This is a genomic window from Streptomyces sp. NPDC104313 (genome assembly GCF_055583985.1).
In genome coordinates, this window is the sequence record NZ_JBVJMW010000010.1 from 271,620 (window position 1) to 294,212 (window position 22,593).

Consider the following 22,593-nt stretch of genomic DNA (forward strand, 5'->3'; position numbering starts at 1 on the left):
GGGCGCACCCCGGTCGCGGTGATCGCGGGCCGGCCGGAACGGTCATGCGGGGCTGGCATGATCAGGGGATGAACGAGTGCGTGATCGCCGCGTGTGACGGGGCGTCGAAGGGAAATCCGGGTCCGGCCGCCTGGGCGTGGGTCGTCGCCGACACGCAGGGGAACCCCGTGCGCTGGGAGGCCGGCCCGCTCGGCACCGCGACGAACAACGTCGCCGAGCTCACGGCGCTGGCGGAGCTGCTGGAGTCCACCGGTCCGGCGGTGCGCCTCGAGGTGCGGATGGACTCGCAGTACGCCATGAACGCCGTGACCAAATGGCTTCCGGGGTGGAAGCGCAACGGCTGGAAGACCTCCGGCGGCAAGCCCGTCGCCAACCGCGAGCTGGTCACCCGCATCGACGCCCTGCTCGCCGACCGCTCGGTGACGTTCCGCTATGTGCCCGCACACCAGGTGAACGGCGACCCGCTCAACGCGATCGCGGACCAGGCCGCCAGCGAGGCGGCGGTGGTCCAACGCCCGGCCGGTACGGCGCACGGCGCCACGGCTCTGCCGGTGCCCGCGCCCGCGCGGTCCACGAAGGGGCGATCGGAGGCGTCCGGGGCGTCGGGCGGCGCGAAGGGACGGAGCGCCGCGAGTGCTTCCCGGGGCGGGCGGTCCACCGGCACGATCGCGGCGCGCTTCGCGGGCCGGTGCCACTGCGGAAAGCCGTACGCGGTCAAGGAGCCGATCGCGAAGAACCCGAACGGCTGGGGTCACCCGGAGTGCCGCACCGCTCCCGCCTGATCACGCGAGGGCGTCGGGAGGAGACGCCCGGGGGCGCTCCGATCGGTCATGGGGGCGCCGTGGGGGCGTCGTGGAGAGGCTCAGAGGTCGGCCCAGACGAGGCGGCCCGCCAGCGCGGCGCGGGTGCCCCAGCGGGCCGCCAGCGCGTCGACGAGCAGCAGGCCCCTGCCGTGCTCCGCCAGGCGGTCGGGCATCTCGTCGTCCTCGTGGCCGCGCGCCGCCGGGACCCCGGCCGCGGGAAGGCCCGCCGAGCCGCCCGAGGCCGTCGGTGCCGGGATTCGGGACCGGCCGCGATTCCACACGCAGATGCGCACGCCGTCGGCGGAGCGCAGGAGCCGGCAGCGGATCCGCCGGGTGCTGGTGTGCTGCACGGCGTTGGTGACCAGCTCGGTCACTATCAGCGCCGCCGCCTCGATCCGTTCGGCCGGTTCGCCCCAGGCCCGCATGGCCTCCTGGACCCGGTGCCGGGCCTCCGGGACGCCCCCGGGCAATCGGGGAACCCACCAGCTGTGTGCACCTCGGACGCCTTCGGCACCTCGGACATCTCTGGCGCCTCGGACACCTCCGTCATCGGGGGCGCGCTCCGCGCAACTGACTATTTCCGACATGTATGTACTCTCGACGCAAAACGCATACTTTGCAAGCGACAGAGTGTGTAGTGCTTCGCCCCGAAGCTCGACGAGGAAGGTTCCGCGCATGCGAGCCCGCTCAGGTCCCACCGTGGAGCACCGTGTCCTCGCGGTCCGCCTCCGTATGCTGCGGGAACGTGCGGGAATCAGCCTTCGGGCCGCGGCCGACGCGCTGGACGCCCACCCCGCCACCGTCCGGCGCATCGAACGTGCCGAGACCGGACTCGACGCCCGGCAGGTCGGCGAACTGCTGCGCTGCTACGGCGTTCCGCCCGGCGTGGCCGAGCCCATCATGGCCGGGCTCGGAGCCGCGAACCTGCCCGGCTGGTGGCATCGGTGGCGGGACGCGATGGAGGGCTGGCAGCAGGACGTCATCGGGGTGGAATCCTCGGCGAGCCTCGTACGGACCTGGCACCCGGCGCTGGTGCCCGAACTGCTGCGCACTCCCGCTTACGCCGCCGCGCTCCACCGCACGCAGTACCCCGAGGACACCCCCGCCCGCCGGGAACGCCGCGTCGAGCTGCTGCGGGAGCGCCGCCGCCGCATGCGCGAGCGTGGGGCCGCCCTGTGGGCCCTGTTCCCGGCGGCGGCCCTCCACACGCGGGTCGGTGACCGGGAGACCATGGACGGGCAGCGGGCCGCGCTGGCCGAGGCGATGAAGGAGCAGCACGTCACCGTCCAGGTGGTGCCCATGGAGTACCCGCCGCATCCCCTGACCGGCGTGCCGCCCCTGCACATCCTCCGGGTGCCCGCGCCCGAGATCGGGGACCAGGCGGTGCTGGAGACCCCGGGCGTCCGGGTCGACGTCATCGACGATCCCGAGGCCGTGATGGCCCACCGCATCCGGCTGGACGCCGCGTGCGCCGCCGCACCCGGCCCCGGGACCCCGCTGCCGGAATGACCCGGGCCCCGGTAGCGGCCTGCCCGACCGTCGGCCCGGGATGCGGCGGGCCCCGACGCCGTACAGCGTGGGGGAGTGGTGCAGCCGCGCAGGGCCAAGTGGATCCCGTTGGGGGTCGTCGTGCTGGCCGTCGTGCTGGACCTGGCGACCCCGACGGATGTCACCTCCGCACCGCTGCTGCTGGCCGCCCCGGTCGCCGCGGCACCGCTCCTGGGTCTGCGCGGCATCATCGCGACCGGCGTCCTCGCGATGGCCGTCCACGCGGTCCTCGTCTGGCACGACGGGACCTTCGCCTGGCAGCGGGCCGTCGCCAACCAGCTCACCCTTCTGGCCGTAACCGTGCTGGCCGTCTTCATCAACCGCGCCCTTGAGGGCCAGGACGCCCGGACCCGCCGCGCGCGCCACATCGCCGCCGTGGTCCAGAGCGCGGTGCTGCCCAGGCCCCCCTCGCGCCTCGGCGACCTCAGTATCGCCGCCCGGTACGTGCCCGCCGAGGACGAGGCCATGATCGGCGGCGACCTCTACGTCGTCCAGGACACCCCGCACGGGGTGCGCGTGATGGTCGGGGACGTCCGAGGGAAGGGCCTGGGCGCGGTCAGTGCGGTCTGCGCGGATCTGGGGGCCTTCCGGTACGCGGCGGACGAGGCGGAGGACCTGCCCGGCCTCGTGACCGCGCTGGAGCGGGCTCTTCTGCGCGAGGGTGGCAGGCGCGGCGGCCAGGAACAGGCGGAGGGGTTCACCACCGCGCTGATCGCCGAGTTCGCCGAAGACCTGGGCGCCGTACGCCTCGTGAACCGGGGGCATCCGCCGCCGGTGCTGCTGGACGCCGATGGAAGGGCCACCGTGCTCGAACCCTCCGAGGAGGCGCCCCCGCTCGGCATGAGTGCCCTGGGGGCCTGGTCGTGCCCGGTCGACACCTTCCCGTTCCCGCCCGGCGCCACCCTGATCTGCTACACGGACGGGGTCACCGAGGCCCGCGACGAGTCCGGGGTCTTCTACGACGCGTCCGTCCGGCTGCCCTTCCTCGTCCATCACCGCGCACTGATCGGCGACCCGGTCACCCCGGCGCAGATCCTCCACCTGCTGATCGAGGACGTGGGGCATCACACCGGCGGCCGGATCCAGGACGATCAGGCGCTCCTCGCCCTGCACCGCCCGTACGCGTAACGGGCGCCACACGCCGCGGCGCCCCCACACGGCCCGCCCGGGTCGGCCGCCGCGAGGAGGTCGGACGTTCCGCCGTGAGAACTGCCGGGGGAATGTGGCGCCGGCTCTCCGGTGAGCGGACTTCCGGCCACGGGGGTCCGGGTGTTCGCCGCATGGGCCGACCCGAAGGCGACGGCCCGCTGGTTCTCGACGCCCGACGCCCGACGCCGACCATGAACTGGACACTTCCGGGTCGGGGGCCGGGAGGCCAACCGCAGCCGCCCGGACAGCGGCCCGTCGTTGACTTTCGAGTCGTTGTACCGCGACACCGTCCCGAACGAGCGCATCGTCCACACCTCCGTGCCGCACGTGGGAGAAGATCTCGCGGCGGTGTCGCTGACGACCGTGGCGTTCTGCCCGTCCGATGAGGGCACCCGGCTGGTCCTCACCGAGCAGGGCACCTTCCACGCCCGCCGGGAGGAGCCGTCCTGACGGAAGCACGACACCGGCGACCGGTTCGACGCGTCGGGTGTCGAGCCGGGTGCGGGCGGGCAGGGGTGAGCCCGCGGCAGTCCTCCCCGCAGTGGCGGTCCTCTGGACGAGACCGTGGCCGACCGCATTCCCACCTGACCCGTTGAGGAGCTTTCATGTCCGACCGTGACCCGATGACCGAGCTCGGCCCTTACAGCGATTCCGGCGCCGATGCGACCCCTTGGCCGACCGCACTGCGCGAGCTCCAGCAGGCGCGACTGTTCTGGCTGTCCACCGTCCGCCCCGACGGCCGGCCCCATGTGACACCGTTGCTGGCCGTCTGGACCGGCGGCGCCCTGTACTTCGCCACCGGCGACCAGGAGCGCAAGGCACGCAACCTCCATGGCAACCACCACTGCGTCATGACAACCGGTACGAACGTCCTGGACGGTCTCGACATCACCCTTGAGGGACGTGCCGAGTTGGTGCGCGACCCGACAGAACGCAGCACCACCGCGGACGCCTACGAGGACAAGTACGGCGGTCTGCTGACGAGCCCGGACGGCACCTGGTACGGCCTCGGTGACACCATCCGCTCCGGTGGGGTCCTGCTGTACCGCATCGACCCGGAGGCCGGATTCGCCTTCGGGAAGGGCAAGGCGTACAGCCAGACCCGCTACCGCTTTCAGCGCTGATCTTCTGAACAGCGGTGACGTTCTGAACAGCGGTGACGCGCTGATCACTGGAGCCCGCCAACGTGTACGGAGTTTCGGCTGACGATCACCGAGGGGTTCCAGAGCCTTCAACAACCCCCTCAAAAGCGCGAAGGTCCTGCCACAGCGCGAAGGTCCTGCCACCACTGACACTTTGTTCCACGGGGAGGGGGTCGGCCAGGAAGCGCCGGACGGGTTCGCTGCGCGTCACGGCGCCCCACACGGCTCGCCCGGTTCGGGTTTGAAGGGCCGATCGCCGGTCACCCGCACGGAAGACACGTACGGCAAGCGACGTACGACGTATCGACATCAGGAGTGAGCGGAGTTGAGCAGCATCGAGAACTGGCGCCTGCACGCCGCCTGCCGCGAGGAGGACCCGGACCTGTTCTTCCCCATAGGGAGCACGGGCCCCGCCGTCGTCCAGACCGAGGAGGCCAAGGCCGTCTGCCGCCTTCTCTGGGGGTAACCGTGTGGCGCGAGGCGAGTGGAGACCACTATGTGCAGCTCAGCGCAGGTGTGAGCGACAGTATCGTGTGCAACACCTGTGGCGCTACTTGATGTTGGGTAGGGTCGCCGATCATGAGTGATGACTGGCGGATGGACCGGATCGGCAGTGCCCTTCGGGGTGAGAACCCTGCGGTGCTCCGGAAGTTGGAAGCGGGATTCGCCGTGATCGGGGACTTTCAGTTCCTGCCGGGATACTCGGTGCTCTTGGTCGACGATCCCTCGGTGGGGCGGCTGTCGGAGCTTCGGAAGGGCAAGCGCCTGGCGTTTCTTTCCGACATGGACAAGCTGGGTGAGGCCGTCGAGCGCGCTTGCAGGCGGCTGGACCCGGCTTTCCGGCGGGTCAATCTGGAAATCCTCGGGAACACCGACCCATTTCTGCATGCTCATGTGTGGCCGCGGTTCGACTGGGAGCCGGCCGATCTCGTGGGCCGCCCGGTGTGGTTGTATCCGCGTGAGCGATGGAGTGATCAGCAACATGCCCTTGGCCCGCAACATGATGCGGTGCGTGAGGCGATCAACGAGGAACTGGGCAGCCTCCTCGCCTGACGTGTCGGGGTCGGCGACCAGCTGGGACCCTGATGAGGCTCGTTGAATATCCCCACCCGGTGCTCATGGGATGGGGACAGACCCGCTCGCATTAGTGCCCCAGTCTTCAGTGCCTACTGGGGCCCTCGCGACGTCACTGGCCCTCGCGGTCACGCAGGTCGTGTTGGGTCCCTGCGACCGCCGGCCCCCAGGTCTCCGGCATGTGGGCGACCACCACGGCTGCGGCTTCCTGGGCCGTGTAGTCGGGTTCGCGCGAGAATGGCTCGCCGCGGTGATGGACCGCATAGCGATGGTCACCGAGCGGATAGATCGCCGAGACGTCCTGGGAGAACGGGAAACCGGTGCATCTACTGAACATCAGGGCGCCGTGGCTGGTGAAGGGGAAGAGCGCTCGCAATCTGTGCTCGGCGTGCGCTGCGCGGAGCATTTCCAGATCCTCGTAGGTGTCCGGTGTCAGGTAGCGACTCCACTTCTCTGCCACGGCGTACTCAGGACCGCGTTCGTGGGCCAGAGCGAGGGGGCTGACTTCCAGGAACGGTGCCGCGGTTTGTAGTTCGGCCAGGGTGACGCCTGCGTGCCAGGCCGCGGCCGCTTCGGCGAGCTCAGCCAGGTCGCTGGTGGAGCCGTTGGTGAGATTCACACCTTGACCCCACGCGGCGATGAGGAACACCCGCGCCGCGGATCCGAGGTCCACGCTGAATCGGTCCAGTCGTGGGTTGCGGCTGGTGATCCCTGCGTGGATGAGCGACGAACCGTCGGACGAGGACCGAACCTCACCGACGTCCAGGTCGTTTTCGGCGGCGCACTGGGCGAGGGCTGCACGGAGACTCCCCGCAGCAGCAACGTCGGAGTACAGCTCAGGATCGGGTTGGAGCGGCTGCCGAGACTGGCCAGGTTGCTGAGTCACCCCAACATGATCACTTTTATTAAGTCCGCAACCAAGTGGGGAGTGAGAGCGGGCCTGAGGAAATCCGAAGATCCTCATCAACCCCCGACACATCAGTGGCTGCCTCAGCCGCGTTGGTTCAGAGCTCTGGTCAGGTCCCGGTTGGCCTCCCTCGCGGCATCGAGATCTGCTCGGGTCTCCTCCAACACGGAGGTCAGTTCAACGTTGCGCTGCTCCAGCCTCGTGATCTTCCGCTGGAGCTCGTCGATGTCCGCTGGGGCTCCGAGCCCTGACTCCTGCCAGGCCTGAGCTCCCATCGCCTGCGACAGTCGTTTCTCCAGCTGCTGGACGCGGGCGGTCAGGCGGGTGTTGCGGGCCTGGGCGTTGGCGAGGTCTGCCTGGAGCGAGGCCCGGCTCACCGGCGATCCGCCGACCGGGTCCTGAGCTGCCGGTTCGAGTTCGGCGGCGTGGACGATTTCGAGCAGGTCCCGGTGACGGTAGAGGAAGCTGCGGTCTACTCCGGCTTGCCGGGCGATGGCCGAGACGCTGATCGGGGTGCCGTTCGTCGCAGCGTTCTTGACCGCGGTTGCCACTCGCTGGCGCCGCCGCTCGGTGTCGGCCTGGCGGCCGTCGCGCATGGCAGGGATCACGGAAGCCTCCAAGGCCTGACGTCGGGGACTGGCTGGCCAACGCGGGGCATGCCCAGCATCACTGAGCGGCCGCGGCGGACCACGGCGACGGCTTCTTCGATCTGGGCACGTTCTTCGTCCGAGAGATCGTCCAGGTCCGCCTTGACCCGGTTGATCAGACGGCGGACCCGGCTGATCTCCTCCTCGGAGGGCATCGCCTCGCTGCGGGCCCAGTCGTCGGCCTCGAAGACCGACATCAGCCGTTCTCGACTGCGGAGGAGATCCGAGAGGTATCGCTCCAAGTCAGGAAGGTAGGAAACGTCGGTGCGGAAGTGGTCGCAGCCGATGCATCGGAAGCGCAGTGGGCAGCTCTGGCCGCCGGCCGCGACGTTGTGGGGTTCCAGACAGATGCCGTAGGCCGTGGCGACTTCGCCGATGGCCCGCCGCACGTGCTCGGAGTCCAGAAGTCCTTGTGCTTTGCGCCAGACGCGGGTGCCGCGACGGTCGAACTGCAACGCGGTGACCCGGTCGACGGCCTCACGTCGTCGTTCCTGGCTGACCCGGTAATAGCCCTGAGTTGTGGAGAGTTCACGATGGTCCATCAAATCCATGAGCACGTCGGGGTCGACGTTGGCGTCCGCGTGCCGCTGGGCGAAGGAGTGCCGGTAGGCATAGGGAAAGATCTTGGACTTGTCGAACGGCAGCAGCTTCGTCACCAGCTGCCCATCGACCTCGACGACGACCGGAATCATGATGTCGGGCAGCGCGTTGACCCACGCCCGGTGGGCATCACCGATCGAGCCGATCGGCTTCGTTCCTGCGGGATTGGCCACCGGGCTCGGCAGCAGCTTGAGCTTGTCGGCCGGAGTGTCGGGGAAGCGTTCGCGTACCCGTTCCTGCTGTTCGGTGATCACGGCAGCGGTCGCTTTCGCGATCGGCAGACGACGGCCCAGCCGGTAGTTCTTGGAGTTGTCGTAGATCAGGACCAGGGTTCCGTCCGGGTCCTTGGCCAGGCACTCCAGCGCCCAGCGTGCTGATCTCGTCCGGCCGCCGGCCGGTGTCGACAAGCAGCTCGGCCGCGACGCGGTACTCGCGGTTGCTCATCTTCTCCAGCAGATCGAAGTTGTCGCAGAGCTCCCGCATCACTTCGTCCGGCAGGTCCCGTCCGGCCTCGGTGTCCTCGGGCTCGTCGGGGATGTCCTCGATGGACAGGGAGAAGCCCGCCGACAGCCCTTCGAGCATCTGGCCGGGGCCGGTGAGGCCCAGGACACGGATCCGGTTGATGATTCTGCGGACGTAGCGGATCACGTTGACCCGGTGGTGAGCCCCGAAGACGCCGGTCTCGGCGAGGAACGCGATGCGGTTGCAGAAGCTGACCATGTCCGTGCGGCTCAGAAGCCGCAGCTCATGTCCCTCGTCGTCTCGCTGCAGCCGCAGGCTGTCCGAGAGCTGTTCCATGCCGCGGATCATGTTCTGCATGGAACTGGCGACGTTCCGGCCGCGCCGCCGCGGGAGTTCGTCGTAGGCCCAGACCTTGACCGCCTCCCGCAGAGGCCGCTGGTGGATCCGGCTGAAGGTGAGGGTGCCCTGGTGGCCGAAGACGAACAGGTCCCAGACGTCCTTGAGTCGCTCGGTCTCCGCAGTCGCCCCCAGCCTGCGCAGCGCAGTCTGCCCACCTCGGATGATCATCCGCAGGTCATCGACCATCCCCGCGCGGATCAGGTCGTCCTCTCCCAGCATCTCCAGGCTCGGGACCTGGAGCAGGCGCAGCTGATCGCTGATGTGCCGCATCCGGTGGTCCTTGGTCTTCGCCTCCCGGGCGGTGCGGATCTGAAGACAGTAGAGGAGCTCGGCGACCAGCCGGTCGGGCAGTCCGCGCAGGCTGACTTCGCGGTTGGCCGGCACCGACGACGACGTCAGGCGCCACCGTTCCTCGTCTCCGTCGAAGGTCCCCAACCGACGTTCGCGGTTGAGGCGGCCTCGGTGGACCTCGCAGTAGTGGGTCCGGTCCGAGCCGCGCAGCCGGTAACAGGCGGCGACTTGGCAGGATCCGAACCCGGGCAGCCCCTGCTGCGGGGAGTTCCGCAGGAAGTCCTCCACGGTCAGCTCGGACGAGCTGTGCCAGCGTGCCTGGTGAGTGGTGCAAAGACCATGCGTCACCAGCCGGGGCGGCCGCTGGCAGCCCGGGACACGGCAGAGGACCTGCCCGTCGGAGCGGTGATAGGCACTGTTCCTCGGGACCGCCGCGAAGTCCTCGAAGGGCAGGCCGGAGCGCCGCCAGCGGCCGATGCAGCCGACACAGACCGGTTCGCCGAGCGGGGTGCCCTTCGTGCAGCCGGGGATCTCGCAGTCCGGCATGCCCAGCACCGGGTGGACCTTGGGGTAACGCACGACACGCGACTCCCAGTCCCAGCTCACCAGGCTCAGGAACTCGCCGTCCAAGGCGTCGATGATGACCTGGGCCCGCAGGTCCTGCAGCTCATGGGCCAGCGACAGAGGTGCCCCGATCACTTCTCCACCGTCCCGTGCAGAGACCGAGGGGAAGGAACGCGCTCGATCGCCTCGCGCAATCGGGCCCGGTCGGGAATCAGGTAGGGCCTGGGTGACTCCGGGTGCGTCTGACCGAGCAGGGCCTGCACCTCGTCCGCCGACCCGCCGGCGTCCGCGACGTTGCTGCCGAAAGCCCGGCGGGCCATGTGGGGGCCGACCTTCCGCGACAGCCCGGCCCGTTGGCTCAGCCGCTCGAACAGCTCGCCCAGCGCGTCCGGCGGCATCGGCGCCCCCAGCGGCTCGCGGAACAGGTTCACCAGCAGGAAGTCGCTGCCGTCCGCCCCGAGTACTTCGTGGCGTTCATCGACGTACTGGTCGAAAGCCTGGACCACCAGGAAGTCCAACGGCTGTGTCCACGCCTGCTTCGACTTCGACCAGGCCCGGTTGCTGTTCTCCCGGCGGCGGACGTGGAGGTGGGCGCCGCTGTAGTCGCAGCCCAGGGCCCGCGAGTCGGGAAGCAGGTGGCAGTCACTGCGGTGCAGGCCGGCCGCCTGGCCGCGGCGCAGCCCGACTCGGCCGAGCAGCAGCACGATCAGCCGGTCACGGGCGTTGCGGCACTCCAGGAACATCGCCACCAGCTCTTCGTCGGTGGCCCGGTCCACCTCGGCTTCCGGCTCCTGGCTCCGGTGGACAGCCCGCAGCCGGTAGGTCAGGCCGGAGTCTTCGCCCTGGGCCTCCACCGGCAGGTCCCGGCTGTCCGCCAACTCGTAGATCTGCCCGAGCACCGACCTCGGTGCCTCACCGACCGACACCGCGTACGACAGCAGCCCCCGCACCGCCGTCAGCACGCCGTTGACCCTCCGCTCCTTGCGAGCCGGGTCGGCGCCCGGCCCCAGCACGACCGGCGCCGGGTCCTCGTCCAGCGAGGACGGCGTGTACTTCAGCCAGACCATGAACAAGCCCAGGTCCCGCGCAGCGACGGACCAGTCGCGCCCGGTCGACCGGCACCACCGCAGGTACAGCGCTATGCCGCCGGCGTACGCCTTCGTCGTCAACTCGGACCGGCTTCGACCGAACCGCAAGAACCTCAGCCACTGATCAGCGATGAACACGACCTCGTAGCCGTCATCGACGACCGTCCAATACCGCACGCCAGAGGGCAATCCGACAGGAAAGGCACGCAATGCAACTCCATGATCCGACGGTTGATGCAACAACCCGCCACAGAGCCGCACACCCAGAGAACGATCTTCAGAAGATCAACGTAGCCCCCCGGCGCAACGTCCCACCACACAGGATCAGCCCCCAGAGAAGCCGGACCTGTCCGGTACAGGCCGCGTGCCTGGAGTGGGCCCTGGAGAACAAGCAGGACTCCGGCATCTGGGGCGGCCTGTCCGAGGACGAGCGGCGTGCCCTGAAGCGCCGCAGCCGCAGGCGGGCGGAGGCCCGGGGACGCGGTACGGCCTGACCAGCACGCGCGAGCCCGGCCTCGAGGCCCCGACACCGTCGCCGCAGGTTCGTCATTCGGGGGTGGGTGGGTACACGATGAGCCATGGACACTACCGTTTGGCTCGTTCTCGGCGCCGTGGCCGCACTGATCATGCTGGCCCTGGCCGTCGTGCTCCTGGTGCGCGTCTTCAAGGCCAGGAAGCTGCTGGTCGACGCCGGGATCCCGCTGCGCGGCAAGGCGCTCGTCTGGGGGGCCGTCATCTACACCGTGTCACCGATCGACCTGCTGCCCGACCCCGTCTACCTCGACGACATCGGCTTCCTGCTGGTCGCCCTGCGTTCCCTCCATTCGGCGGCGTCGGCCGCCGGAGTGCGCACGGGTACGCGCGCGAAGAACCCAGTGCCGGGGAGCCGCCCCGATGCCGTGCGCCGGGACCGGGCCGGCGAAGCTGCCCCGCGCCCCGCGGACCCCGGCCTCCTCAGCTGAACCCTGGAGTCCCCTGCGGGCAGCCCCAGCCCCAGCCCCAGCCCCAGCCCCGGGTCCTGCGGGTCCGGGGAGTCCGGCCCGGGCGGCTGCGGTGTCGACTGCGAGCCCGGCGGGTTCTCCGGTGTGGGCACGGTCACCGGATCGTCGGGCGGAGGCTGTCCGGTGGCCCGTGCTCCGGACCCGCGCCGGCCGGGGCACAGTCGAGCCCGGCCGTTGGATCCTCAACCAAACCAAGAAGCAGCAGAGCAGCCGAGGCGCCGGTTGACCCGCGCTCCAGGCACCGGTCCTGCCCTCACCCCGGCAAGCATCGTTCAGCGACGGGACTCCTATGGGATGTAGCGGCGGAAGCCCTCCGCCAGGGCGTGGAAACCGCACGCCTCGTAGAAGGTGTGAACATACGCGTCATCCGCCGCCAGCAGTTGGACCTTGTAGCAGCCGGCCGACTCACCCAGTCGAACGGCAGCCTCCATCAGCTGACGGCCGACACCACACCGCTGGAAGGAGCCGGCCACCACGACGTTCTCCACGAACAGGATGGCCCGGCCACCGCGCGTGAGGTTGGGCATGACGATGCAGTCCGCCGTCCCCGCCACGGCGCCGCCGGCTTCAGCCACCAGGATCGTTCGTCCCTGCTGCCTTGATATGGCTGCCCAGATGGCATCTGCGGACGCCTCGGGCAACAGAGGATCGTCGGGGTTCAACTCGCTGTAGAGAGCCAGCAACTCCGACAGGTCCATCTCGACCGCTGACCGCACAGTGATCTTCATGCACTGAGCCTAGAACGAGCACAGACACGCACGCCGCGACAGATGCTCGTTGGGCAAGGCAAGCGCATGGGGGTGATCCCCCCAGACAGCCGGTCACGGCCGACGGGGTTGGATGTACTGGACCGAGGTGAGCGCCCGGTTCTTGTCCGGAGCGGCCTTCAGCACCTTGATCTGTTGCTCCACATCGCAGTCGGCGACCTTGCGCGTACCCCGTACAGACCGAGGCCGCGCCGTCCACGCCACGCGTCACCCGCGCGCCGGTCCTCGACGTTTTCGCCGCGGCGGAAGGGCTGTCGCACGGTGCCCGGATCGGTTTTCAGAACGAGTTCGGGCGCAGCCGACGGCGCAGGCCGCTCTCCCCTACCTGAACTCTGCCGATGCCTGACGACCGGCGCCCGCCGTCCCGTGCTGCCCCCGGGGCAGTGGGAAGGGCGGGACGGGCGGCCGACGGGGCGTCGGTGCGTCGTACCACCAGGCTGTCGGAGGCCCGGGAGCTCAGCGCGGCACGGTGGCGAGGATGACCTTCCCGCCGTCCGGGGCCTCGCGGATCCGTACCTCCTGGGCCAGCCGCTGCACCATCGGCCAGCCGAATCCGCCGGTCAGGCCGGTCAGATCGGGCGTCCGGTCCTGCGGATGCGCGGGGTTCGGGTCGGTGACCCGGACGTGGACGCCCCTGCGGTCCGCGGTCAGCCACAGTGCGGTGACGGCCCCCGCGTGCCGGACAGCGTTGGTGACCAGCTCCGATACAAGGATCAGAAGGTTCTGGATCGTGTGCGAGGCCGGCGCTGGGTGCAGCCGTGCGACGAAGGCGCTGACCGCGTCCCGCGCGTCAGCGGCCTTCTCCGGCCGGCAGACGAAGTCGGTACGGGTCTCGCCGTCCGGTGAAAACGTCATCAGAATGCGGTCGTTCATGGTTTCCACCCCGTCGCGTGAGCTTTCCGGCTGGAGATTCGGGTACCCCCGAAACGGCATTTCATGGAAGACGGCCGGGCCGATATGACGCGCGGTGCGCACGGGGCGCCGAACGGCTCCCTCCACCGTCGCGCGGTCGGGCCCCTGTCGGGGTGCGCTCCGTGGATCGGGCGCCCCGGCCGGCCTATGGGGCTGCGATGGGCGTCCCGGCGGCGACCTGGTTTCTATCGTTGAAAATTCTGCGTGCACGACCGTTGTGCAGTGTTTGGTGTTGTGGCTCAATGTTCGACCATGTGCAGTGTCTCGCTGGTTCGGGGCACCCCCGGCTCTTCGACGAGGACGACGCCTTGAGACGACAACACCCGCGCCTCCGTGCCCTGTTCATGTCCCTGGCCTGCGCTGCGGCGCTGCTCGTACCGGTCGGTGCCACCCTGGTCCCGACGGCGGCCGCCACCTCCGCCGTGCCGGTCGAAGCCACCGCGAAGGCCCTCGCGGCCGACGACCCGGTCACCGATGTCCACGGGCTGAAGGGCGAGTACTTCAGCATGTCCGCCCCGGGAGCCCGTGACTTCGCCGAACTCGGTGCCACCTCCCTGGACCCCGAGATCAACTTCCCCGGTCTCACCGGGGCGTTCGAGTCGGCGACCGGTAAGTCCGAGCACACGACGGCCCGTTGGACGGGGCAGTTGGAGGCACCGGAGACCGGGGAGTACACCTTCTCCGCCATCGGCGACAACGGCTTCCGGCTCTACCTCGACGGAAACGTTGTCATCGACCACTGGGAGCCGGACTGGGACAAGGAGCAGCACAGCGCTCCGATCGCCCTGAAGGCCGGTGAGAAGTACGACGTCAAGCTGGAGATGTTCCAGGACACCGGCGGCGCCAGCATGTTTCTGCGCTGGGGGAGCGACACCCTCAAGAAGCAGATCGTGCCCGAGTCGGCGTTCACCCCGCCCGCCGACTTCGAGGTCTACCCGGTCGCCCTGAGCGTCGCCGAGAACGGCAAGCGCCTCCAGGCCACCTTCAAGGACCGCGTCACGGACTACCGGAAGGTGAGGGAGCACCTCAAGATCGAGGTCGACACCTCCCCGATGCCGGTGAAGTCGGTGAACCGGGCGTCGGACGACCCGAGGGCGCTGATCATCGATCTCGCCGCACCGGTCCAGAAGGACCAGCGCGTCAAGGTCGTCTACGACGGCCAGGGCGGTCTGAAGTCGGGGACCGAGACCGTCCCGGAGATCGGCCGCACCGCCAAGAACCTCTCGACGCACCGCCTCACCACCACCTGGGGCGACAAGCTGGACAGGAACCATCCTCTGCCCGAGTACCCCCGGCCGCAGCAGGTCCGGGACCAGTGGAAGAACCTCAACGGCCCCTGGGAGTTCGCCGGGGCCACCGAGGGTGAGCAGCCGGTCTTCGGCAAGAAGCTCGACGAGAAGATCATCGTGCCGTTCCCGGTCGAGTCCCAGCTCTCCGGCCTGGAGCGCGACGAGGACCACATGTTCTACCGCAAACTCGTCACCGTGCCGAAGAAGTGGTCGATCGGCAAGGGAGGCGAGGGCGGCGAAGGTGGCGAGGACGGCAAGGGAGGCGAGGGCGCGTCCGGTGAGGACAAGCGGCTGAAGCTCAACTTCGACGCCGTCGACTATCAGTCCACCGTCTGGGTCAACGGCACGAAGGTCGCCGAACACACCGGCGGCTATACCGGGTTCACCGCCGACATCACCGACGCGCTGCGGGGCAGCGGCCCCCAGGAGATCATCGTCGCGGTCACCGACAAGACCGGCCCGAACCAGCCCAAGGGCAAGCAGTCCACCAACCCCGGCGGCATCGTCTACACCCCGACCTCCGGCATCTGGCAGACCGTGTGGATGGAACCGGTCGCCCCCGCCGCCATCGACTCCCTGACCACCACACCGGACATCGACACCGGCCGCCTCGCGGTCACCGCCAACTCCGCCGAGGCCTCCGCCGACGCCCGGATCACCGCCATCGCCCGCGACCGCGAGGGCAAGGTCGTCGGCACGGTCACCGGACCGGCCAACCGGGAGCTCAGCCTCCAGCTCAAGAACCAGCACCTCTGGTCGCCGGACGACCCCTACCTGTACGAACTCGACGTCTTCCTTGCCGACGGCCGCTCCAGGGACAGCGTCGAGAGCTATTTCGGGATGCGCCAGCTGAAGATCGACAAGGTGGGCGGCTACCGGAAGCTCGTCCTCAACGGGAAGCCCTTCTTCTCCCTCGCCATGCTCGACCAGGGCTTCTGGCCCGATGGGCTGTATACCCAGCCCAGCGACGCCGCCCTCACCTTCGATCTGAAGGCCCAGAAGGACCTCGGCTTCAACGCCGTACGCAAGCACATCAAAGTGGAGTCGCCGCGCTGGTACTACCACGCCGACCGGCTCGGGCTGCTGGTGTGGCAGGACTTCGTCAACGCCGACATCGACAACGACACCGGCAAGAACGCCTTCCTCGCCCAGGGGAAGGAGCTGATGAAGCAGTTCCACAACTACCCCTCGATCAGCGGCTGGATCGTCTTCAACGAGGGCTGGGGGGAGTGGGACCGCTCCGAGACCGGCAAGATCGCCGAGGACGTCAAGGCACTGGACCCGTCCCGTGTGGTCAACGCGCACAGCGGCGTCAACTGCTGTGCCTCCAAGGGCGATTCCGGCAGGGGTGAGATCATCGACCACCACGACTACGTGAACAACGACCCGGCCTTCCCGGACGACCGGCGCGCCGCGATGGACGGCGAGCACGGCGGCTTCACGCTCCGGACTCCGGGTCACATGTGGCCCGGAGCGCCCGCCAACATCTACAGCGGGGTCGCGGACAAGGCCGCTCTCACCGCGAAGTACGTCGACAACACCCGTACGTACTACCTCGCCGCCGCCGGCGCCGAGCTGTCCGGCTCCGTCTACACCCAGGTCAGCGATGTGGAGAACGAGCTGAACGGTCTGTGGACGTACGACCGGCGCGAGATCAAGGTCGACCCGAAGAAGGTCCGGGAGATCAACCGCCAGGTGATCGCCGCCGGGGCCGCCGCCGGTGAGCGCGACGACTTGGAGGGCGGCGGTTCCTGGTCGCTCGACGAGAACAAGGGCGCCACCGCCCGCGACAGCGGCCCCAACAACGCCCACCTCGCCCTGGAGGGCGGTACGTCCTGGGCCCCGGGCGTCGCGGGCTCGGCGCTGAAGTTCGACGGGGAGGAACAGTACGCGCAGAGCACCGGCCCGGTCGTGGACACCACGAGGGACTACACGGTCTCCGCGTGGGCCTCGCTGGACGCCGTGCCGGGCAACTACGCCACCGTCGTCAGCCAGGACGGCCGCCGCACCGAGAACGCCTTCTACCTCCAGTACGGGCAGGGCGCGTTCGCCTTCTCCACCCCGGGCGCGAGGCGCGCCCGCCTGGAGATCACCCCGGAGACGGCCAGGTGGTACCACCTGGTCGGGGTCCGTAAGGGTGACACGATCACGCTGTACGTCGACGGGAAGCCCGCCGCCACCACCGAGGCCGGGCCGGCCGATGTGAGCACCGGCCCGCTCTCCGTCGGTCGGGCCCAGTACGACGGCGCCAGGGGCGACTTCTGGAAGGGCTCCGTCGATGAGGTCGGGGTGTACGACAGGGCACTGACCGGCGAGGAGGTGTCCGCGCTCCACGGCCGTCAACAGCCATAGCGGGCCCCGACCCCGTCCCTCGCTTGTACAACTCGCGGACCATGGATGCCGGTTGTGTCATTCCCAGGGTGGAGACGAGGTGCAGCCCGGCGGGGGATCCGCGCAGGGGGCCGGTTCCTGAATGATCTTTCCTGTCCGAACATGTGACCGGAAGGATCGATATCGTGCGCAACAGCCGACGCCTTGCCCCCCTGTTGGCGGTAGGCATCACCGCAACGCTCGCCCCCGCGCTGGTCACCTCCACGGCCGCCGCCGCTCCGGCCGCCTCCCCGTCGGCGTCCTCCCCGTCGAGCGCGGCCCCGTCCGCCAGCAAGGACGCGCTGGACCGGTACGCGAAGCAGAAGCCGCGGTGGAAGCGGTGCGAGGCCGACGCCCCGGCAACGTTCCAGTGCGCCACGATCAAGGTCCCGCTGGACTACCGGAGGCCCGGTGGCGAGCGGATCGACCTGGCCATATCCCGGATCGAGGCCACCACACCCGGCAAGCGGCACGGCGTTCTGCTCTCCAACCCCGGCGGTCCGGGTGGCGAGGGCCTGTACATGCCGCTGATGATGGCCGAGGAACTCCCCGTGTCCGCGCGGCAGAAGTACGACCTCATCGGCTTCGACCCGCGCGGGGTGGGAGCGAGCAGCCCGGTCTCCTGCGGCCTGGAGCCGGAGGAGGAGAACTGGCTGCGGCCGTACAAGGAGGAGACGTTCGACGACGACGTCGCCTGGGCGAGGACGTTCGCGGACAAGTGCGAGGAGAAGGCGGGCGACGTGCTCCCGCACATCACCACGCGCAACACCGCACGCGACATGGACCTGCTCCGGGCGGTCCTCGGCGAGAAGAAGATCAGTTACGTGGGTTACTCCTACGGCACCTACCTGGGGGCCGTCTACACCCAGCTCTTCCCGCGACGTGCCGACCGGTTCGTACTGGACAGCGCGGTCGACCCGGAACGCGCCTGGCGAGGGATGATCCAGTGGTGGGCGGAGGGCGCCGAGCCCGCGTTCGACCGGTGGACCGAGTGGGCCGCCGAGCGTTCGGAGCAGTACGGCCTCGGCGACACCTCGAAGAAGGTCGAGGGGACCTTCTGGGACCTGGTCGCGCAGGCCGGCGAAGAGCCCATCGACCTGGGCGGGCAGCTGGTCACCGGCGACGACATCCGCAGCGGCATGCGGGGGGCGGTCTTCAGCCCGCAGTCCGCCACCGAGGCGTTCGTGGAGCTGAAGAAGGCGGCCGACGGCAAGCCCGTCGCGCCGGAGAGGCTCAAGGCGTTCACCGGAGCCGAGCAGCGGGGAACGGCGGGCGTGGCAGTCGAGGCGCCTGCCGACAACAGCTCGGCGAGCTTCTGGGCCGTGGTGTGCGGTGACAACTCGGCCGCGTGGTCCCGCGACCCCGAGAGCTACCGGCGCGACGCCATCGCGGACAAGGGCCGCTATCCGCTCTTCGGTGACTTCGCCTCCAGCATCAAGCCCTGTGCTTTCTGGGACAGGGCCGAGGAGCGGGCGACCGAGGTGAACAACAGCGTCAAGTCCCTGGTGGTCCAGAACGAGTGGGACTCGCAGACGCCGCTGCCCAGCGGTCAGGCCCTGCACGACCAGCTGAGGGGATCGAAGATGGTCACCGTCCTCGGCGGCCAGGGCCACGGCGTCTACCCCAGTGGCAACGCGTGCACGGATGGCGCGGTCAACCGCTATCTGCTGACCGGCAAGCTCCCGGCGAAGGACGTGGCCTGCCGGGCGACGGCCGAGTCGAACGCGAAGGCGCGGCAGAACCAGCAGGAGCAGGTGCTCCCGGGATCTCCGCTCCCGGACCGGGCCCCGGACCGCTTCTGATACCGGATCGTCTCTGATAGCAGATCGTTTCTGATATCGGATCGTCTCTGGCGCCGGACTGTCTGACGCCGGACCGCTTCTGATGCCGGAGCGCGCCCCGGCCCGTATCCAGGACCGGTTCTGAGCCAGAGCCGAGCCCGATCGCCTTCGATCACGGTCCCGCGGCAAGCACCGCCCTGACCGCACGGAGTCGGCCCGGCAGTGACGGAGAACTCCCTCCGTCGCTGCCGGGCCGGCCGGTCACCCGATCACCGTCCCCCAGGGATCACGGGGATCACAGGGCCGGGGCGCGTCGACCAGCCAGGTGGTGTCCTCGGCGAAGAGGGACGGGCTGTCGAACGCCCGCCCGCCGCCGGGCGTCGCGGGGCGCATCTCGGAATCGATGTGGCGCAGCTGGCTGCCGGGCAGATGGGTACGGGTGAGCCGCCCCCCCCCGCCGTTCCCCACGACTGCGCACCACATCGCATCGGCCTTGAACAGCTCGGAGTTGTCGTGGGCGTCGCGGCGCACCCGGTTGGCGAACCCGGAGACGATCTTCCGGGTGGCGTCCGCCCTCAGTACGGCCGGACTCCCCCCTGTTCACCACCTCGGTGAGGCCGCCGCGTGGTAGTGGCTCAGGTGCTTGGTGGTGTGCCCGGCGTGGTGACCCGCGGCGACTTGTACGGCCCGGTCGGGAGGTTCGCAGGGGCTCAGGGCCGCCTCGATGAGGGCCTGGTTGGCGGCCTTACACCCGGGCGGTATCGACCTTCACGAACTGGCGGTCCTACGCCGGCAGCCCGTCCGCCCCGTCTCGACGTCCGTGATCTCCGTGCGGACCGACGCGGAGAGGGGCAGAGGCTGGTGGGTCACCACAGACGGATTGGCTTGTCCGATTGCGCACCGAATCGCGGCCTCAACGGGATCCCGGCCAAATGGGTCGAACCGGACATCGGCAAGTGGTCTCCGAAGTTACGGGACAGCCTTTTGGCTTGCTCTTCAACCCCTGGTGCTTCTCATGGTCTGCGACATGTGCGGTGCCGTGGTGACAGGTGGGCTGTACCCATGACTCGCGGATGCGTTCCCAGCACTTGCTACCGAGATCGTGAACTGCCGCGTGCTGAGGGGATGAACCGCTGGCCGAGGTGTCGCTGACCTGCGCTACTACGGCCCGTGCGCCTGCCGTGACCTGCTGGCCGCGCCGCCCGGTTCGTCGGGTTCCTTCGGGCGGCCACAGTGGGGAGATCGGGCGCATCCGAGTACGTGACCTCGGCGTCGGCCGTCAGCTCAAGCGGTTCATCGACTCGACGGGTGGCCTGTGGCGGCAGGACGAAGCTCGCCAGGTAGTGAGCCGGTCAGGTCGCCTAGGTAGGCCGCTTGAGCAGGTCACCTGAGCGGTGCGCTTTATAGGTCGGCATCTGTCCTATAGGGCCTCTAGTCTGCGGTTTATGCAGACATACGAGGACGGCGTCGAGATCCTTGTCCCCGCGAGCCCGGCCGACCTTGAGGCCTGGCTCGACACGCATCACGGGGAACGGACCGCGCTCTGGGTGAAGATCGCCAAGAAGCATACCGGCATCCCATCGCTCACCTGGGAAGAGATGGTCGACACGGTGCTCTGCTTCGGCTGGATCGACGGTCAGCGGCGGGGCTTTGACGACTCGTACTTTCTGCAGCGCACGACACCCCGCAGCCCCCGCTCCGCCTGGTCGCAGGTGAACGTCGACAAGGCCGAGGCGCTGATCGCGGCGGGCAGGATGCGCCCCCGTGGCCTTGCCGAGGTCGAGGCGGCGCGGGCGGACGGCCGCTCGGCGAGGGCGTATGCCTCGCAGAAGAATGCCACCGCACCGCCGGATCTTGTCGAGGCGCTCGACGCGAACCCGGCCGCGCGGGCGTTCTACGAGACGGTCAGCAAGTCCGACCGGTTCGCCCTGTACCTCCGCCTGGTCACCGCTCGCACCGAGAAGACCCGGCTGGCCCGCCTGGAGAGGATGGTGGCGTCGTTGGCAAGGTCTGAGCGGCCGTCATGATCGACCGCTCGGTCGACGCGCAGATCAAGGGCATCAAGGCCCGCGGAGGCTTTTAGGGAGCCTCAAGGAGGCGATGTCGCGAAGCGTGACCGTTTCGTGTCGCGTCTCAGCGATCTCAGAGGCTGTCGCAGGGCTCCCGCTCGGCGAACGTCAAGAACGATTCGCTGTTCGGTTCCGGAGATCACACGTGCGTCGGAATCTTGGCTGGTGGGTCGGAACTTCTTGTCGTGCGACCGTGACCGTGATCTTGAGATGCCGCGGGATGTGCGGGAGTGGCTGGCACCCGAGCACCTGTGCTGGAAGGTCCTCGGCATCATCGAACAGCTTGACCTTTCGGCGTTCGAGAACAGTCACCGTCCTGACGGGCAGGGAGGGGCCGCCTACCCGCCCCCGAACCTGGTCGCGCTGCTCCTGTACTGCTACAGCAAGGGAATACGCTCCTCCCGTCGCATCGAGCAGGCGTGCTGGGACGACGTGGGCTGCCGGATCATCACCGCGAACCGCCGAGTGGACCACTCCACCGTCGCACGCTTCGTACTTCCTCAGCTTCTCCTGGTGCGCCTGGCCGCCGAGACCGAGGCGCACCAGGAGAAGCTGAGGAAGTACGAGCTCCGCGTCCGGGATGACCGGGCGGCAGGACTCCGCGGAGCGAACGGGCGGCCTCCGGTCTCGATGGAGCACAAGACCGTCCTCGTCCGCCAGCGAACGCGCTTGGTGAAGATGCGGGCCTGGCTGGAGCGGGCCCGCACACCCCGGCCGGCCCCCTCGCCTGAGTCCCGTGCCTGCCTGAGTGACCCCGACTCCCGGCTGATTCCCGGGAAACACGGCGGCTACCTGCAGGGATACAACATCCAGATTGCGTGCGCCCGCCGTCAGTTCCTGCTGGCCATCGAAGCGCACGACAACCCCTCGGACAGGACTGCTCTCATTCCGATGGTGAAGAAGACGCAGCACAACCACCAGGCCGCCGAGCTTCCCGGCGAGATCCAGTTCTGGCTCGCCGACAGTGGCTACGCTTCCGCCGCCACCTTCGAGACCCTCGCCGACCTCCCGCTACTGGTCTCGGTCACCAGCGATGCCGACCAGGCGGGCTTCCCCGCCAAACGTCAACAGGCCCCCGCCGGCCAGCAGGGCATGGGGGCTCGCCTGGCCACCCCAACAGGACGCGCCCAGTACCGTCAACGCAGTGCATTGGTCGAGCCGGGATTCGCCCAGCTCTTCCAACGCTTCGGACGACACCTCAACTACCGCGGCCATCAGGCGGTGGAAGCCGAGATCAAGCTCCTTGGCACGGTGCACAACCTCAACAAGCTGATCAACCACACACCCGAGAGCAGTCCTTGACGAGCGCCGAGCGGGAGCCCTGCGACAGCCTCTCACCTGCCCGACCCGTGCATCGAAACCATCAACACCCGTACGAGGCAGGCCGCTTGGCGAGAAGAACCAACGGCCCGCCACCCGCTACGACGTGGGCAGAACCGTGAAACGACCCGAGAGCATCACCGAACGAAACCGACATCAGACCATGAAGAGCAAGTTCAGTAGTGTTTCGTTAGGTCTGCTGTCTTCGAGGACCCGGCTGGTCTTTATGATGAGGTCAAGGCCCGTCCATCTCGGCACCGCAATCGTGGACGCACTGGCCATCTGGCTCAGGACATGAACCATTGCAAGATCACACTAGACGAGTCATTCCGAATGATCAGTGGTCGTAGGCGATCAGCGATCGTGTGACCGGTTGGCGGGTCTTGTGGTTGTGCCAGATCGCGGCGGCT

Annotated in this window: 19 protein-coding genes and 4 pseudogenes; 14 read left to right on the plus strand and 9 right to left on the minus strand. The window is 68.9% G+C overall.

The window, feature by feature from the left end:
• Window positions 1-68 precede the first annotated feature (68 nt).
• Window positions 69-782, plus strand: coding sequence for a ribonuclease H family protein (locus ACZ60Q_RS24200; protein ID WP_469638251.1), 714 nt, complete (start codon window positions 69-71; stop codon window positions 780-782).
• Between the two features lie 80 nt (window positions 783-862).
• Here the strand turns inward: ACZ60Q_RS24200 and ACZ60Q_RS24205 are convergent, their stop codons facing one another.
• Window positions 863-1,273, minus strand: coding sequence for an ATP-binding protein (locus ACZ60Q_RS24205; protein WP_469638254.1), 411 nt, complete (start codon window positions 1,271-1,273; stop codon window positions 863-865).
• A 205-nt stretch (window positions 1,274-1,478) separates the two neighbouring features.
• On the opposite strand from ACZ60Q_RS24205, the gene ACZ60Q_RS24210 reads away from it, so the two are divergent.
• From ACZ60Q_RS24210 to ACZ60Q_RS24235, 6 genes and pseudogenes are all read left to right on the plus strand, one after another.
• Window positions 1,479-2,312 carry a Scr1 family TA system antitoxin-like transcriptional regulator gene (locus ACZ60Q_RS24210; RefSeq protein WP_469638257.1) on the plus strand — a complete coding sequence of 278 codons (834 nt, stop codon included), beginning with the start codon at window positions 1,479-1,481 and terminating at the stop codon, window positions 2,310-2,312.
• Window positions 2,313-2,387: 75 nt separating this feature from the next.
• Window positions 2,388-3,479, plus strand: coding sequence for a PP2C family protein-serine/threonine phosphatase (locus ACZ60Q_RS24215; protein WP_469638260.1), 1,092 nt, complete (start codon window positions 2,388-2,390; stop codon window positions 3,477-3,479).
• Between the two features lie 237 nt (window positions 3,480-3,716).
• Window positions 3,717-3,950: pseudogene (locus ACZ60Q_RS24220) on the plus strand (SRPBCC domain-containing protein); the annotation flags it as partial.
• A 155-nt stretch (window positions 3,951-4,105) separates the two neighbouring features.
• Window positions 4,106-4,624: a pyridoxamine 5'-phosphate oxidase family protein gene (locus ACZ60Q_RS24225; RefSeq protein ID WP_469638263.1), complete on the plus strand. Its 519-nt coding sequence runs from the start codon at window positions 4,106-4,108 to the stop codon at window positions 4,622-4,624.
• Window positions 4,625-4,976: 352 nt separating this feature from the next.
• Window positions 4,977-5,093: pseudogene (locus ACZ60Q_RS24230) on the plus strand (WhiB family transcriptional regulator); the annotation flags it as partial.
• 128 nt (window positions 5,094-5,221) lie between these two features.
• Entirely contained in the window at window positions 5,222-5,695 is a 474-nt protein-coding gene (locus tag ACZ60Q_RS24235) for an HIT family protein (protein WP_469638266.1), read from the plus strand.
• A gap of 133 nt (window positions 5,696-5,828) precedes the next feature.
• Here the strand turns inward: ACZ60Q_RS24235 and ACZ60Q_RS24240 are convergent, their stop codons facing one another.
• The 4 genes from ACZ60Q_RS24240 to ACZ60Q_RS24255 all read right to left on the minus strand — a co-directional run bounded on the left by ACZ60Q_RS24240 (window position 5,829) and on the right by ACZ60Q_RS24255 (window position 10,851).
• Window positions 5,829-6,602 (minus strand): DUF6193 family natural product biosynthesis protein, encoded by a 774-nt coding sequence (locus tag ACZ60Q_RS24240; protein WP_469638269.1) that lies wholly within the window; start codon window positions 6,600-6,602, stop codon window positions 5,829-5,831.
• A 104-nt stretch (window positions 6,603-6,706) separates the two neighbouring features.
• Entirely contained in the window at window positions 6,707-7,231 is a 525-nt protein-coding gene (locus ACZ60Q_RS24245; protein ID WP_469638272.1) for a DUF6262 family protein, read from the minus strand.
• A gap of 768 nt (window positions 7,232-7,999) precedes the next feature.
• Window positions 8,000-9,721 carry a hypothetical protein gene (locus tag ACZ60Q_RS24250; RefSeq protein ID WP_469638275.1) on the minus strand — a complete coding sequence of 574 codons (1,722 nt, stop codon included), beginning with the start codon at window positions 9,719-9,721 and terminating at the stop codon, window positions 8,000-8,002.
• On the minus strand, window positions 9,718-10,851 hold the full coding sequence (locus tag ACZ60Q_RS24255) for a tyrosine-type recombinase/integrase (protein ID WP_469638278.1): 1,134 nt from the start codon (window positions 10,849-10,851) through the stop codon (window positions 9,718-9,720). Before ACZ60Q_RS24255 ends, ACZ60Q_RS24250 begins: the two co-directional genes overlap by 4 nt.
• Window positions 10,852-11,015: 164 nt before the next feature.
• Here ACZ60Q_RS24255 and ACZ60Q_RS24260 point away from each other — a divergent pair.
• Both ACZ60Q_RS24260 and ACZ60Q_RS24265 read left to right on the plus strand, forming a co-directional pair.
• Window positions 11,016-11,168, plus strand: a pseudogene (locus ACZ60Q_RS24260) (WhiB family transcriptional regulator); the annotation flags it as partial.
• 84 nt (window positions 11,169-11,252) lie between these two features.
• The gene (locus ACZ60Q_RS24265) at window positions 11,253-11,636 is read left to right on the plus strand and encodes a YkvA family protein (RefSeq protein ID WP_469638281.1); all 384 of its coding nucleotides are present in this window, start codon (window positions 11,253-11,255) and stop codon (window positions 11,634-11,636) included.
• A gap of 326 nt (window positions 11,637-11,962) precedes the next feature.
• Here the strand turns inward: ACZ60Q_RS24265 and ACZ60Q_RS24270 are convergent, their stop codons facing one another.
• The 3 genes from ACZ60Q_RS24270 to ACZ60Q_RS24280 form a co-directional block, all read right to left on the minus strand.
• Window positions 11,963-12,403, minus strand: coding sequence for a GNAT family N-acetyltransferase (locus ACZ60Q_RS24270; protein ID WP_469638284.1), 441 nt, complete (start codon window positions 12,401-12,403; stop codon window positions 11,963-11,965).
• Window positions 12,404-12,496: 93 nt separating this feature from the next.
• Window positions 12,497-12,586 carry a hypothetical protein gene (locus ACZ60Q_RS24275; protein ID WP_469638287.1) on the minus strand — a complete coding sequence of 30 codons (90 nt, stop codon included), beginning with the start codon at window positions 12,584-12,586 and terminating at the stop codon, window positions 12,497-12,499.
• A gap of 312 nt (window positions 12,587-12,898) precedes the next feature.
• On the minus strand, window positions 12,899-13,315 hold the full coding sequence (locus ACZ60Q_RS24280) for an ATP-binding protein (RefSeq protein WP_469638290.1): 417 nt from the start codon (window positions 13,313-13,315) through the stop codon (window positions 12,899-12,901).
• A 281-nt stretch (window positions 13,316-13,596) separates the two neighbouring features.
• On the opposite strand from ACZ60Q_RS24280, the gene ACZ60Q_RS24285 reads away from it, so the two are divergent.
• The gene (locus ACZ60Q_RS24285; protein ID WP_469638293.1) at window positions 13,597-16,995 is read left to right on the plus strand and encodes a LamG-like jellyroll fold domain-containing protein; all 3,399 of its coding nucleotides are present in this window, start codon (window positions 13,597-13,599) and stop codon (window positions 16,993-16,995) included.
• Between the two features lie 164 nt (window positions 16,996-17,159).
• Window positions 17,160-18,815, plus strand: coding sequence for an alpha/beta hydrolase (locus ACZ60Q_RS24290; protein ID WP_469638295.1), 1,656 nt, complete (start codon window positions 17,160-17,162; stop codon window positions 18,813-18,815).
• Window positions 18,816-19,055: 240 nt separating this feature from the next.
• On the opposite strand, the gene ACZ60Q_RS24295 is transcribed toward ACZ60Q_RS24290, so the two are convergent.
• Entirely contained in the window at window positions 19,056-19,325 is a 270-nt protein-coding gene (locus tag ACZ60Q_RS24295) for an AbfB domain-containing protein (RefSeq protein ID WP_469638298.1), read from the minus strand.
• Between the two features lie 914 nt (window positions 19,326-20,239).
• On the opposite strand from ACZ60Q_RS24295, the gene ACZ60Q_RS24300 reads away from it, so the two are divergent.
• From ACZ60Q_RS24300 to ACZ60Q_RS24310, 3 genes and pseudogenes are all read left to right on the plus strand, one after another.
• On the plus strand, window positions 20,240-20,821 hold the full coding sequence (locus ACZ60Q_RS24300) for a YdeI/OmpD-associated family protein (protein ID WP_469638301.1): 582 nt from the start codon (window positions 20,240-20,242) through the stop codon (window positions 20,819-20,821).
• Between the two features lie 252 nt (window positions 20,822-21,073).
• Window positions 21,074-22,165, plus strand: coding sequence for a transposase (locus tag ACZ60Q_RS24305; RefSeq protein ID WP_469638304.1), 1,092 nt, complete (start codon window positions 21,074-21,076; stop codon window positions 22,163-22,165).
• A 19-nt stretch (window positions 22,166-22,184) separates the two neighbouring features.
• Window positions 22,185-22,337 (plus strand): annotated as a pseudogene (locus ACZ60Q_RS24310) (NF041680 family putative transposase); the annotation flags it as partial.
• Window positions 22,338-22,593 lie beyond the last annotated feature (256 nt).

Coding starts and splice junctions, on each gene's coding strand:
- ACZ60Q_RS24200 (WP_469638251.1), top strand. CDS start 69: ATGAACGAGTGCGTGATCGCCGCGTGTGACGGGGCGTCGAAGGGAAAT.
- ACZ60Q_RS24210 (WP_469638257.1), top strand. CDS start 1,479: ATGCGAGCCCGCTCAGGTCCCACCGTGGAGCACCGTGTCCTCGCGGTC.
- ACZ60Q_RS24225 (WP_469638263.1), top strand. CDS start 4,106: ATGTCCGACCGTGACCCGATGACCGAGCTCGGCCCTTACAGCGATTCC.
- ACZ60Q_RS24235 (WP_469638266.1), top strand. CDS start 5,222: ATGAGTGATGACTGGCGGATGGACCGGATCGGCAGTGCCCTTCGGGGT.
- ACZ60Q_RS24265 (WP_469638281.1), top strand. CDS start 11,253: ATGGACACTACCGTTTGGCTCGTTCTCGGCGCCGTGGCCGCACTGATC.
- ACZ60Q_RS24270 (WP_469638284.1), bottom strand. CDS start 12,403: ATGAAGATCACTGTGCGGTCAGCGGTCGAGATGGACCTGTCGGAGTTG.
- ACZ60Q_RS24280 (WP_469638290.1), bottom strand. CDS start 13,315: ATGAACGACCGCATTCTGATGACGTTTTCACCGGACGGCGAGACCCGT.
- ACZ60Q_RS24285 (WP_469638293.1), top strand. CDS start 13,597: ATGTTCGACCATGTGCAGTGTCTCGCTGGTTCGGGGCACCCCCGGCTC.
- ACZ60Q_RS24300 (WP_469638301.1), top strand. CDS start 20,240: ATGCAGACATACGAGGACGGCGTCGAGATCCTTGTCCCCGCGAGCCCG.
- ACZ60Q_RS24305 (WP_469638304.1), top strand. CDS start 21,074: ATGCCGCGGGATGTGCGGGAGTGGCTGGCACCCGAGCACCTGTGCTGG.